The 12,105-nt window shown below is 71.8% G+C and carries 13 protein-coding genes; 6 read left to right on the forward strand and 7 right to left on the reverse strand.

The annotated features are described in order from the left end of the window. Window positions 1-14 precede the first annotated feature (14 nt). Complete coding sequence (locus ACP6CK_RS05615) at window positions 15-1,022, reverse strand: hypothetical protein (RefSeq protein WP_426957898.1); 1,008 nt, start codon at window positions 1,020-1,022, stop codon at window positions 15-17. A gap of 82 nt (window positions 1,023-1,104) precedes the next feature. Then, window positions 1,105-2,175, reverse strand: coding sequence for a glycosyl hydrolase family 8 (locus tag ACP6CK_RS05620; protein WP_426957899.1), 1,071 nt, complete (start codon window positions 2,173-2,175; stop codon window positions 1,105-1,107). A gap of 260 nt (window positions 2,176-2,435) precedes the next feature. Here ACP6CK_RS05620 and ACP6CK_RS05625 point away from each other — a divergent pair, with 260 nt between their 5' ends. Both ACP6CK_RS05625 and ACP6CK_RS05630 read left to right on the forward strand, forming a co-directional pair. Continuing rightward, complete coding sequence (locus ACP6CK_RS05625) at window positions 2,436-4,244, forward strand: ABC-F family ATP-binding cassette domain-containing protein (protein ID WP_426957900.1); 1,809 nt, start codon at window positions 2,436-2,438, stop codon at window positions 4,242-4,244. 19 nt (window positions 4,245-4,263) lie between these two features. Then, the gene (locus ACP6CK_RS05630) at window positions 4,264-4,845 is read left to right on the forward strand and encodes an NAD(P)H-dependent oxidoreductase (protein ID WP_426957901.1); all 582 of its coding nucleotides are present in this window, start codon (window positions 4,264-4,266) and stop codon (window positions 4,843-4,845) included. A 7-nt stretch (window positions 4,846-4,852) separates the two neighbouring features. On the opposite strand, the gene ACP6CK_RS05635 is transcribed toward ACP6CK_RS05630, so the two are convergent. Genes ACP6CK_RS05635 through ACP6CK_RS05645 form a run of 3 tightly spaced genes read right to left on the reverse strand, consistent with a single transcriptional unit; the run spans window position 4,853 to window position 7,432 of the window. Further along, a complete protein-coding gene (locus ACP6CK_RS05635) occupies window positions 4,853-5,644 on the reverse strand; it encodes an ABC transporter permease (protein ID WP_426957902.1) in 792 nt (263 codons plus the stop codon). Continuing rightward, complete coding sequence (locus ACP6CK_RS05640) at window positions 5,641-6,423, reverse strand: ABC transporter ATP-binding protein (protein WP_426957903.1); 783 nt, start codon at window positions 6,421-6,423, stop codon at window positions 5,641-5,643. Before ACP6CK_RS05640 ends, ACP6CK_RS05635 begins: the two co-directional genes overlap by 4 nt. Then, window positions 6,416-7,432 (reverse strand): ABC transporter substrate-binding protein, encoded by a 1,017-nt coding sequence (locus tag ACP6CK_RS05645; RefSeq protein ID WP_426957904.1) that lies wholly within the window; start codon window positions 7,430-7,432, stop codon window positions 6,416-6,418. Before ACP6CK_RS05645 ends, ACP6CK_RS05640 begins: the two co-directional genes overlap by 8 nt. A gap of 233 nt (window positions 7,433-7,665) precedes the next feature. Here ACP6CK_RS05645 and ACP6CK_RS05650 point away from each other — a divergent pair, with 233 nt between their 5' ends. Then, window positions 7,666-8,685 (forward strand): ABC transporter substrate-binding protein, encoded by a 1,020-nt coding sequence (locus ACP6CK_RS05650; protein ID WP_426957905.1) that lies wholly within the window; start codon window positions 7,666-7,668, stop codon window positions 8,683-8,685. Between the two features lie 231 nt (window positions 8,686-8,916). Here ACP6CK_RS05650 and ACP6CK_RS05655 read toward each other — a convergent pair whose 3' ends face one another. Together ACP6CK_RS05655 and ACP6CK_RS05660 are read right to left on the reverse strand one after the other, a co-directional pair. Then, window positions 8,917-9,138: a DUF1150 family protein gene (locus ACP6CK_RS05655; protein ID WP_426957906.1), complete on the reverse strand. Its 222-nt coding sequence runs from the start codon at window positions 9,136-9,138 to the stop codon at window positions 8,917-8,919. Between the two features lie 90 nt (window positions 9,139-9,228). After that, window positions 9,229-9,666, reverse strand: coding sequence for an Hsp20 family protein (locus tag ACP6CK_RS05660; protein WP_426957907.1), 438 nt, complete (start codon window positions 9,664-9,666; stop codon window positions 9,229-9,231). A gap of 147 nt (window positions 9,667-9,813) precedes the next feature. Here ACP6CK_RS05660 and def point away from each other — a divergent pair, with 147 nt between their 5' ends. From def to truA, 3 genes are all read left to right on the forward strand, one after another. Further along, window positions 9,814-10,347 (forward strand): peptide deformylase, encoded by a 534-nt coding sequence (gene def / locus ACP6CK_RS05665; protein ID WP_426957908.1) that lies wholly within the window; start codon window positions 9,814-9,816, stop codon window positions 10,345-10,347. 77 nt (window positions 10,348-10,424) lie between these two features. Beyond that, window positions 10,425-11,324 carry a methionyl-tRNA formyltransferase gene (gene fmt / locus ACP6CK_RS05670; protein WP_426959881.1) on the forward strand — a complete coding sequence of 300 codons (900 nt, stop codon included), beginning with the start codon at window positions 10,425-10,427 and terminating at the stop codon, window positions 11,322-11,324. 1 nt (window position 11,325) lies between these two features. Next, window positions 11,326-12,090, forward strand: coding sequence for a tRNA pseudouridine(38-40) synthase TruA (gene truA, locus ACP6CK_RS05675; RefSeq protein WP_426957909.1), 765 nt, complete (start codon window positions 11,326-11,328; stop codon window positions 12,088-12,090). The last annotated feature ends 15 nt before the right edge of the window (window positions 12,091-12,105 follow it).

The raw sequence follows: 12,105 nt of genomic DNA on the forward strand, positions 1-12,105 counted from the left end.
CGGCTCCTTCTCGCTCAGACCATGCCGCGATGAGAGCGGACACCGGCAGCGACGCGCCGCAAGAGTTCCGGAAGGGCCATCTCAACCCGCGCCGCCGGCCACAGCCGGGCCGAGGATTCGGCGCTGTCCGTTCGCATCGCCACGCTCAAGGCATCCAGAAGTGGGTAATGGGCCGAGGAGTCGGATGATCCACCGCTCCCGAACAGGGTGTCCAGGAGGGAGGACCCACTTCCCCCCGTGGGTCGCGGTGCTGCGCGGCCACGCGTGTCCTCCGGGACACGCGGCAGGGGCGGCGGCGGAGGGGCGGCGGCCCGCCCCGGGAAGAGCGGGGGCGCCGAGGGAAGCACCGGCTCCGGCGGGCGGGTCCAGCCGGGCGGGGCCATGATGGGCGTGTCGCTTGCCGGCGCTATCGGCAGGACCGGTCGCGCTGTTGCCACCGGGGGCGCGGGCGGAGGCGGAGTGGGCGCCGGCGGGGGCGTCGGGACGGGGTCCTGCGGCGGGTAGCGGCCGACCACCAGCGGCGGCATCTCCGCCGGGTTCATCGGCGGCTGCGCGAGCAGCGTCTGGAGGAGCGACGGGACGGGAGGCGACGACGGTGCGGACGGCAAGGTGGGCGCCAGTACCGGCGCTGGAGGCGGCGGGGCGACGCTCCGGATGACCGGCTCGACGACCGACGGCGGAGGCGGGAGGGGTTCCTGCTGAGGGACCACCGCCGTCGCGGACAGGGCGGGGGGCGCCGGCTGGATCACAGGCGCGGGCTGCACGGCCGGTGCCGCGGGAACATAGGGCATCGGCTCGGGGATGGGCGGCGGCGGCGGCTGGACCGGCTCGGCCATCCGGACGTCCGGCGGCAGGGCCTCGATGCCGGCGAGTGCCTCCCCGAGCAGGGGGAAAGAATCGGGTGCGGGAGCCGGGCTACGCGGGGCGTCGTTCCGCACCGGCTCGTTGCCGAAGCTGCGGTAGCGCAGCGCCGGGGTGCGCAGCGCCGCCGCCATGCGTGCGACGTCGTTGTCCTGGCGCATGCGAGCAAACTCCCGAACCCGTGACGCAGCGCATCATGCCGCGTCGAACCTCGGTCCGGAATATCTTAATTTTGAAATTTTTTCACGCTGGTGAGAGAGGCCTTCCGACCTGCTGCGCGGCCACGCGTGCCAATATCGCCAGGGATGTGTCATAATAGTCACGGCCCTGTGGCCGTGACTCCGAGAGCGGACGCCGCCAGGGCGTGTTCCGCTGGCTACCCGCCAGGCGCCCAATCTCGGCGATGCCCACGCCGGCGGGATAAGGTGAGGTCACGTCGGTCGCCAGATCCGCCCAGGCGGGCAGATGACGGTGTGCGCCGTCATTCCAGAAATCCAGCGCGCGCCCAACGGACGGCTCGTCCCCCAGGCCGGCCCAGCACAACCACAGTGGCACGCGAACTGCGTCGTAGGCAAATCGCGCCGGCCAGCCCTCGGCCGGCGCCGTGCGCCCGTCGACGCGGGACACCGAGAGCCAGTCCGGTGCCAGGCCCCAACGCCCGAATCGGGCGCTCCGCAGCAGGCGGAGCCCGTCCGAGGCCACCCGGAGCCAGGCCGGGTCCGGCACGGCCTCCGCCACCACGGCGATGGCGGGGAAGGAGTAGTAGGACGGGTTGATGACCACCCGGTCCCGGTGCTCGAACCCACGTGATCCGGGCAGCAGGACGAGCATGTTGGCCGTCCGGCGGACGAGCAGGCGCAGTACATCGCGGGCGATCGCGGTGCCTTCCTCCGTGAAGGCGGGCTCGTTCCAGCGCTGCCCCCCGCGCAGCAAGGCGGCCGCGATGAAGAGGTCGCCGTCGGTCGCGTTGTTGCGGTCCTGCACGGCGACCGGGGCGTTCGGCTGGAACCGCCAGGCGTGCAGCATGTCGCCCTCCCGCCGCAGGTTCGCGCGGGTCCAGCGAAGGATGGCGTCGAAGGCAGGCCGGTCGTCGTGGTGCTCGGCCAGCATCAGGCCCCAGCCCTGCCCCTCGGAGTGGGACTGGTTGTTGTTGCCGGTGTCCACGACCCGGCCCTCGGGCAAGAGGAAGCGGGACTTGTAGCGGCCCCACTCGGCGGCGGTGCCGTCCGCGTGCGCAAGGCGCGGGGCCGTCAGCCACCCGGCCGCGGCGCCGATGATCCCGAAGACGCGGCGGCGAGGGAGAGAAGCTGGCATGGGCCCAGGATGCACCCGCGCGGTTGCAGTTCGGTTTACGGACCGCACATCCCCGGGAGGGGTCGGGCGAGCCGATCACAACTGCGAGATGCACCTGAACGGCACTGCGGGTCAACGAGAACAGATGAGCCCTGCGCGTCACGCATGGCGCATGTCCCGACCCGGTTTCTGCAGAGGCAGCACCGGCGGCAGGTTACGGCTTGAGTCCGATGGAAGGGCTGCCGTTTCCGCGCGGCCTCGATCGGGGCTAAGCAGCGCCCATGGCCCCTCCCCTTCTGTTGCTCCAGGGCATTCGCCAGGGCTTCGGCACCACGCCTCTCCTCCGCGACGCGACTCTCTCCGTCGGCGCGGGGGAGCGTCTTGCCCTGGTCGGGCGGAACGGGTCCGGCAAGTCGACCCTCCTTCGGATCGCCGCCGGCCTCATTCAGCCGGAAGCCGGCACCCGATTCGCCCAGCCGGGCTGCACGATCCGCTACCTGCCCCAGGAGCCGGACCTCGCCGGGCACGCCACCACCCTGGCCTATGTCGAAGCCGGCCTCGGGCCCGGCGATGATCCGCACCGCGCGCGGCAGTTGCTGGAGGCTCTCGGCCTGACCGGAGAGGAAGCGCCGGCCCACCTCTCGGGCGGCGAGGCGCGGCGGGCGGCGCTGGCGCGGACCCTCGCGCCTTCGCCCGACATCCTCCTGCTCGACGAGCCGACCAATCACTTGGACCTGCCGGCGATCGAGTGGCTGGAAGGCGAACTCTCGGGGCTGCGCTCCGCGCTCGTGCTCATCAGCCATGACCGTCGCTTCCTGGAGTCGCTGTCGCGGGCCATGGTCTGGCTGGACCGCGGGACGACGCGGCGGCTCGACCGGGGCTTCGGCGAATTCGAGGTCTGGCGCGACCAGGTGCTGGAAGAGGAGGAGCGCGACGCCCACAAGCTCTCCCGCCAGATCGTGCGGGAGGAGCACTGGCTCCGCTACGGCGTCACCGCCCGGCGCAAGCGCAACGTCCGCCGGGTGGCGGAGCTGGCCGCCCTGCGGGAGCGGCGTCGGCAGCGGCGCGGGCCCCAGGGGGGGGTCCGGCTCGCGGCGTCCGAGGCAGAGGGGTCCGGCACCCTCGTCGTCTCCGCGGAGCGGATCGCCAAGTCCTATGACGGGCGCACCGTGGTGCGGGACTTCTCCACCCGCGTGCTGCGTGGGGACCGGATCGGCATCGTCGGGCCGAACGGCGCGGGCAAGACGACGCTGCTGAACATGCTCACGGGCGCGCTCGCCCCCGATTTCGGGGAGGTCCGGATCGGCACGGGGCTGGAGATGGTCGCGCTCGACCAGCGGCGCGCGAGCCTCGACGACAACCTGACGCTGTCCGATGCGCTGACGGAGGGGCGCGGCGACATGGTGCATGTCGGCGCCAGCCCGCGCCACGTCATCGGCTACATGAAGGAGTTTCTCTTCACGCCGGAGCAGGCGCGAACGCCGCTCGGCGTGCTGTCCGGCGGGGAGCGGGCTCGGGTGATGCTGGCCCGCGCCATGGCCCGGCCGAGCAACCTGCTCGTGCTGGACGAGCCGACGAACGACCTCGACCTGGAGACGCTCGACCTCCTGCAGGAGATGATCGCGGAATATCCGGGCACGGTCATCGTGGTCAGCCACGATCGCGACTTCCTGGACCGGGTGACGACGAGCGTCATCGCGTCCGAGGGCGATGGACGTTGGCAGGAATACGCGGGCGGCTACTCCGACATGGTGACGCAGCGCGGGCACGGCGTGAGGGCGGCCAGCGCTGGTGCCGTGCCTGCCCCGAAGCGGGACGTCACCGCGCCCCGTCCGGCCGCTGCCCCCGCCGCGCCGCGCCTGACGATGGCGGAGATGCAGGCGCTAAAGACGCTTCCCGCGAGCATGGAGCGCCTGAACGCGGAAATCGCTCGGCTGAACGAGATCCTGGCCGACCCCGGACTCTATGCCCGCGACCCCGCGCGCTTCACCAAGGCGGGCGCGCTGCTGGCTGAGAAGCAGGCGGCGCTCTCCGAGGCCGAGGAACGCTGGCTGGAGCTGGAGATGCGGCGCGAGGAACTGGCGGGCTGACCCCGCTGGGGCCTGGCCGATGCGCGTCCTCCTCGTCCATTGCCATCCGCGCCCGGACAGCCTGAGCGCCGCGCTCGCCAGCGCTGTCCGGGCGGCGCTGGAAGGGGCGGGTCATGAGGTGGACTGGCGCGACCTCTACGCCGAGGGCTTCGATCCCGTGCTCGGCGCGGAGGAGCGCGGCCGCTATCACGACGTGCCCGGGAACCTGCTGGGCCTGGAAGATCACGCCGCCAGCCTGCGCGCGGCGGAGGCGCTGGTGCTGGTCTACCCGACCTGGTGGTACGGTCTGCCCGCGATGCTGAAGGGCTGGCTCGACCGGGTCTGGGCACCCGGCGTCGCCTTCCACCTCGGCGCGGGGGCGATCGAGCCGGGGCTGAAGAACATCCGGCGGCTCGCGGTGGTGACGACCTACGGCTCGCCCTGGTGGCTGCTGCTGTATTTCGGCCGGCCGGACCGGAAGCTGATCGGTCGCGGGCTTCGCCGGCTCTGCGCGCCGGGCTGCCGGCTGGACTGGCACGCGCTGACCCGGATGGACGGGCGCAGCCCCGCCGAGTGCGCCGCCTTCCTGCGACGGGTCGAGCACGCCTTCGCCCGCTGGTGAGGACGGGTCAGCGCGATTCCCGCCCCATCTCGCTCTCGTGCCAGGCCCGAAGGAGAAGGTGGGAGAGGAGCGAGGTGGCGCCGAAGATGGCGATGCCCGTGACGGAGATGAGGACGAGCGCCGCGAACATGCGCGAGATCTGGAGCTGGTAGCCCGCTTCGAGGATCCGGTAGGCGAGGCCGGATTCCCGGCCGCCCGTGCCGGCCACGAACTCCGCGACGATCGCACCGATCAGCGACAACCCGCCGGAAATACGAAGCCCGGCCAGGAAGAAGGGCAGCGCCGTCGGCAGCCGGAGCCGCGTGAGCACCTGCCAGCGGCTGGCACGGTAGAGGCGGAACAGGTCCAGCAGGTTCCGGTCCGCGCTGTTCAGCCCGAGCGTCGTGTTCGACAGGATGGGAAAGAAGGCGACGATCCAGGCGCAGACGAGCAGCACGAGGCGGATGTCGTCCACCCAGATGATGATGAGCGGCGCGATCGCGACGATGGGCGTGACCTGCAGGATTACCGCATAGGGGTAGAAGGACAGCTCTATGATCCGGGACTGGGCGAAGAGGATGGCCAGGATCAGACCGAGCGACGACGCCAGGGCCAGCGCCGCGAAGGTGATCTGAAGGGTGATCCAGAGCGACCCGGCGAGCGTCCGCCAGTCGCGGATCAGCGTCGCCCCGATCTCCACCGGACCGGGCAGGATGTAGCTCGGCACCCCGTTCGCCCGCACGGCCCACTCCCAGGCGCCGAGCACGATCAGGCCGATCAGCACCGGCGCGGCCACGCGCAGCCACCCGCCCCCGCTCACGCGGCCATGGCCCGGTGGAGCGCGCGCGACGCCGCGCGGCAGATCGCGGCGTATTCGGCGGAGGTGCGGAACTCCTCGCCGCGCGGATGGGGCGCGGGCACGGCCAGGTCCTCGGCGATCCGTCCTGGGCGGTTCGCCATGACGACGATGCGCTCGGAGAGAAAGACGCTCTCGAACACGGAGTGGGTCACGAAGACGGCGGTGAAGCGGCGCTCCTCCCAGAGGGCCAGGAGGTCGGCGTTCAGCCGGTGGCGGGTGATCTCGTCCAGCGCGGCGAAGGGTTCGTCCATCAGCAGCAGCCGGGGCTGCGTGACCAGGGCGCGGGCGATGGAGACGCGCATCCGCATCCCGCCGGACAGGGCGCGGGGATAGGCGCGCTCGAAGCCGGAGAGGCCGACGCTCGCCAGCGCCGCCGCCGCGCGGGAGGAGGCCTCCTGCCGTCGCATTCCGCCGAGGCGCAGGGGGAGCATCACGTTCGCCAACGCGCTGGCCCAGGGCATCAGCGTCGGCTCCTGGAAGACGAAGCCGATGTCGCCGCGCTCCACCGCCAACCGTCCCTCGCTGGGCGGGATCAGGCCGGCGATCATCCGCAGCAGCGTGGACTTGCCGCAGCCCGAAGGGCCGAGAAGGGAGAGGAACTCGCCCTCCCGCACGGTCAGATCGACGCCCTGCACGGCGAGGGTTCCGTCCGGGTATCGCTTCGCCACGCCCTGGAGGGTCGCGACGGGCCGCGCCCCCTGCCCTGTCCCCGACCCCGCGGCGGCGCTGCCGTCAGCCAACCCCGACCCGCTTGTTCACGAAGTCCAGGCTATAGGCGCGGCGGAAGTCGAGGCCGGGGGGATAGACGCCTGAATCCCGCATCGTCTCGTAGAAGGAGGTCCATTTGGCCTCGGTCATCGCCAGCAGCCCGAGCGTCTCCGCCGCCCCGGAGCGGACGATGCCGCGCGCGTTCATCTCCCGCACGGCAAAGTCGATCCGGTCGTCATCCATCTCCGGATTGTCACGCTTGATGCGGGCGTTCGCGGGCTCGGTGTCGCGGCCGGCCATGTACTGCACCCAGCCCTCGATGGTGGCGTTGATGAAGCGCTGCACCACGTCTCGACGCTCGGCGATCATGCGGGCGGAGATGTCGATCGTCTCGCTGTAGCCGTCGAAGCCGGCATCGGCGATCAGGTGCACCTTCGGCCGCGCCCCCGCCGTCATGGCCGTGTAGGGCTCGCTGGTGACGAAGCCCTGCTGGATCGCCAGGCGGTTCGCGACGAAGGGCTGGATGTTAAAGGTGTAGGGCCGGATCTGGTCATCCGTGTAACCGAAGCGCCGTCGGAGGAAGGGCCAGGAGGTCACGCGGGTGGCGGCGCCGATCATGATCGGCTTGCCGCGCATCTGCTCGAAGCTGTCGTGGCCCGCGCCCTCATGCGCCATGAGAATCTGCGGGTCCTTCTGGAACACGGCGCCAATGCAGAGGAAGGGCAGACCTTCCCGCGCGTAATTCAGGGCCTGGAAGGCGTTGGACATGATCATGTCCACCCGGCCGGCCAGAAGGAGCTGCGCCGGGTTCTGCTGCGGACCGCCCTGACGCAGGTCGCACTCGATCCCGTGGCGGCGGTAGATGCCGTTGGACAGGGCCTGGTAGTAGCCCCCGTGCTCGGCCTGGGCGCGCCAGTCCGTCTGGAAGATGACGCGGTCCAGGGCCTGCGCCCTCGGACGGGAGGCTCCGAAGGGAACGAGCGCAAGGGCCGTTCCGCCCGTCAGAAGGCTGCGCCGCTCGATCCGGTAACGCGTGCCCATCCCCGCCTCCTCTCCTGCCACTGCCGGCCCGCGGCGCCCGTCGTGATGCCACGGCGCCCCCGGACCGCGCCAGCGCCGCCCGCCGATCACAGCGATAGGCAATCCCGGTGCCAGCGGAGCCGCGCGTCGGGCCGGCCGCGGAACCGCTTTCGGTCCGGCCCCGTTCCTGCATGGACCGTCGGCGTCCACCGCGCCATACACCCGTTCGCGCAACGTCCCGGAGAACGCCGACCATGCCCTCCCGCCGCCTCGTCCTGGCTGCCGGCGCCGCCGCGCTGGGCGCCCCGCATATCCGCACCGCCCGTGCCCAGGCGCCAATCCGGTTTTGCCTGGATTGGGCGCTGCAGGGGAACCACGGGATGTTCGCCCTGGCCGAGGAGCGCGGCCTGTTCCGGCGCGAGGGGCTGGCGATCCGCATGGACCGCGGATTCGGCTCGGGCGACACGGCGGTGAAGGTCGCCTCCGGCGCCTACGACATCGGCTACACCGATCCCTCCACCATGGTGAAGTTCAACGCGGAGAACCCGGACAAGCGTCTCGTCTCCATCTACCAGGTGCTGGACCGCACGGCCGCCGCCCTGACCACCCTTCGCCGCAGCCGGATCACGGAGCCGAAGGGCGTGGTCGGGAAGCGCCTGGGCGCGCCGGAGGGCGAGGCCAGCCGGATGCTGTTCCCGGCCTTCGCCCGCGCCCAGGGCATCGACGCCTCGGCCGTCCGTTGGACGAGCATGGCCGCCAACCTGCGGGACACGATGCTCGCGCAGGGGCAGGTGGACGCGGTGACGGGCTTCCTCTTCACCACGCATTTCAATCTGGTCGGGGTCGGCATGCCGGAGGCGGACATCGTGTCCTGGCCCTATGCCGAAAACGGGCTCGATATCTACGGCTCCGCGATTGTCGCGCGCGCCGAGTGGCTGGAGCGGAACGCCCAGCAGGCCGCGGGCTTCGTCCGCGCCTCCGTGGAAGGCCTCAAGCTGCTTCTGGCCGAGCCGGATGCCGGCATGGCCTTGCTCAAGCGCCGCGAGCCGCTCTTCGACGAGGCGCTGGAGAAGCGCCGCTGGTTCATGACCCGGGACCGCGGCATCCTGACGCCGAATGTTCGCGAAGGCGGCACCGGGGTGCTGGACGCGGCGCGCAGCGCGACGCTCGTCCGCGTGAACTCCGAGGCCTACGGCGTGACGAACCCGCCGAACCCGGCCGAGATGTTCACCGACCGCTTCCTGCCGCCCGCGAGCGAGCGCCGGATCGGCTGACTGGCCGGCGGGCATTTCCGCGGCCCGGGCAACGGAGAGGGAAGGGAAGAGGCAGCAAGTCAGCCACCTTTCCCACCGAATCGTGGTCGAGAGATCGGCCGCTCTTCGACTCTGGCGGCCGGCGAAGATCGGCTCCGTCTCGTTCGCCCTCGGCGATAGCCGGAAGGCCAGACGCGATCGGGAACCGAGGGGAGAGTGTTGCCGCCCTCCCCTAGTCCCCCGAGCGGATCGTCAGTGCACCAGCGCCGGGGCCAACTCGTGCTGGAGGATCGCGGCGATGGCCAGCGCCTCGTTCGGGGCGGCTCCGATCGGAGTTCCATCGGCCGCGTGGATGGCCACCGCCGCCGTGCCGTTCACGTTCACGGGGCGGATGTAGGCGAGTTGTTCCAGCCCGAAGCGCGCCCAATCCACGGGCGAAAGCTGGCGGAGACCAAAAGTCGGGGTCGGGTTCATCGGTCACTCCTCGCCCGCAGCCGGAATGGCCTGCGGGCTGATAACGCCGTTGCGGCCCCCCGGTTCGGCAGGATCGCGCGGGCGGAAGGTTCAGGTCTGTTCGGCGGGCAGCGCGCGGCCGTTGCCGTTGATGCGAATCGTGCGGACGCGGGTTTCGGGACGGGGCCGTCGTAGCTCCACGTGCAGCAGGCCGTTGTCCATCCAGGCGCCCTCCACCTCCATGCCCTCAGCGAGGACGAAGGCGCGCTGGAACTGGCGGGCCGCGATGCCCCGGTGCAGGAAGATGCGACCTTCCGAGTCGTCCTTCTGCCGGCCCCGCAGCACCAGTTGGTTGTCCTCCAGCGTGATCTGCAGATCGTCCATGGCGAAGCCGGCCACGGCCAGGGTAATGCGCAGCCGGTCGGGCGCGGTCTGCTCGATGTTGTAGGGGGGATAGCCGTCCGCGGTCTTCTGCACCCGGTCGAGCATCTGCTCGAGGTGGTCGAAGCCGAGTAGCAGCGGCGATCCGAAGACCGAGGTCCGGGTCATGCGTGCGGCATCCTTGAGGAAGCGAAGCCACGCGGCCCGGCCCGAAGCACCGGTCCGCTGCGCCCGATATTGTTCCCGCCGGCCCGTAATGCAAGCGGTGGCGCATTCCGCCGGGCGCCGTTCCGTCCTACATGCGCCGGCACCGCCATGCCCGAGCCCGAACTCCTCCCCATCCTCCTCCACCCCGCGCCGGTGCTGCGCGCCCGCGCCCGCGCCGTGGCGGAAGGTGACGGTGACAAGGTAAGGGCCCTGGCGCCTCGGATGCTGGCGACGATGTACGCCGCGCCGGGCATCGGGCTGGCCGCACCGCAGGTGGGCGAATCGCTGCGGATGGTCGTGCTGGACCTTCAGAAGGAGGACAGCGCCGGGCCGATGGTGCTGGTGAATCCGGAGATCGTGGCTGTCAGCGACGAGCGGGCGGTGCGGGAGGAGGGCTGCCTGTCCATTCCCGGCCAGTATGCCGATGTGGAGCGGCCGTTCCGGGTGAAGGTCCGCTGGCGCGACCTGGACGGCACGCGGCGCGAGATCGAGGCCGACGACCTCCTGGCGACCTGCCTCCAGCACGAGATCGACCACCTGGACGGGGTCCTGTTCACCGACCGGCTCAGCCCCCTGAAGCGGAACATGCTGCTGAAGCGCTTTCAGAAGGAGCAGAAGCTGAAGCAGCGGGAGGCGATGTGACCGGGCCCGGGGGCCGGGCGGGCGACGTCCCCGACGCTCCGGTCCGGACGGCCACGCGGCCGCTCCGTCTGGCCTTCATGGGTAGCCCGGCCTTCTCCGTCCCGGCCCTGCGGGCGCTGCACGCGGCGGGGCACGAGATCGCCGCCGTCTACGCCCAGCCTCCCCGCCCCGCCGGGCGTGGCCAGAGGGAGACCCCCTGCCCCGTCCACCAGGCCGCGCTGGAGCTTGGCCTGCCGGTCCGCACCCCCGCAGGGCTGCGGAAGGACGCGGCGGAGCACGCGGCCTTCGCGGCGCTCGGCCTGGATGCGGCCGTGGTGGTGGCCTACGGGCTGATCCTGCCGGCGCCGATGCTGGACGCACCGCGGCGCGGCTGCCTGAACATCCACGCCTCTCTTCTGCCGCGCCACCGTGGAGCCGCGCCGATCCAGGCGGCGATCCTGGCCGGCGACTCGGAGACCGGTATCACCATCATGCGGATGGACGAGGGCCTGGACACCGGCCCGATGCTGCTGAAATCCGCGACGCCGATCGGTCCCGCGGACACGGCGGCCGACCTGCACGACCGGCTCTCCGCGATCGGCGCGGAACTCATCCTTCGCGCGCTGGACGAGGACCCGCCCGCCGCGCCGCAGCCCGAGGTCGGTGCCACCTACGCTCCGAAGCTGGCGAAGGAGGATGGCCGCCTCGACTGGTCGGAGCCGGCGGCGGCGCTGGACCGGCGCGTGCGCGCCATGCACCCCTGGCCCGGGGCCTTCACCGCCCTGGAAGGCGCCCCTCTGCGCATCCTGGCGGCGGAGCCCCTCCCGGGCACGGCCGGCGCCGAGCCGGGCACGGTGCTGGACGGCTCGCTGCGCGTGGCCTGCGGCGACGGCAACGCCCTTCGGCTGACCCGCGTGCAGAAGGCCGGACGCGCCGCGATGGAGGCGGAAACCTTCCTGCGCGGCCATGCCATCCCGGCCGGGACCCGCCTGGGCTGAGATGCCGCTCTACGCGCTACTGGTGGAGTATGACGGCACCCCCTTCGTCGGCTGGCAGCGGCAGGAGAACGGCCTGTCCGTTCAACAGGTGATCGAGGAGGCGGCCGCCCCGCTGAACGGCGACACCGTCCCCACCGCCGGCGCCGCCGGCCGCACCGATGCCGGCGTCCATGCCGAGGGCCAGGTGGTCGGGTTGCCGGTCCGGGCCGACCTCCCTCCGGACCGCTTGCGGGAGGCTCTGAACGCCCGAAGCCGCCCGCATCCCGTCTCCGTGGTCGCCGCCGCCCGCGCGCCGGAGGGATGGAGCGCCCGCTTCTCCGCCACCGGCCGGGCTTATCGCTACCGGATCAGCAACCGCCGGGCGCGGCCGGCGCTGGAGGCCGGGCGGGTCTGGCATGTGCCGCAGCGGCTGGACGCGGCGGCCATGCACGCCGCGGCCCAGGGGCTGCTCGGGCACCACGACTTCTCCGCCTACCGCGCCAGCACCTGCCAGGCACGGGATGCGCTCCGGACACTGGACCGGCTGGACGTGTCCCGCCTCGGCGACACGATCGAGGTCACGGTGGAAGCACGATCCTTCCTGCACCACCAGGTCCGCAACATGGTGGGGACGCTGGTTCAGGTCGGGCTGGGCCGGCGGCCGGTGTCCTGGCCTCGAGCGGTGCTGGAATCGGGCGACCGGAGCCGCGCCGGCCAGACAGCACCGGCCGAGGGGCTCTTCTTCACCGCCGTCCGCTACGACCCGCCGATCGCCTGGGCGTCCTGATCCCCGCCCCTTGGC

The sequence above is a fragment of the Muricoccus radiodurans genome (genome assembly GCF_050154705.1).
In the GTDB taxonomy this organism is placed as follows: domain Bacteria; phylum Pseudomonadota; class Alphaproteobacteria; order Acetobacterales; family Acetobacteraceae; genus Roseomonas; species Roseomonas radiodurans.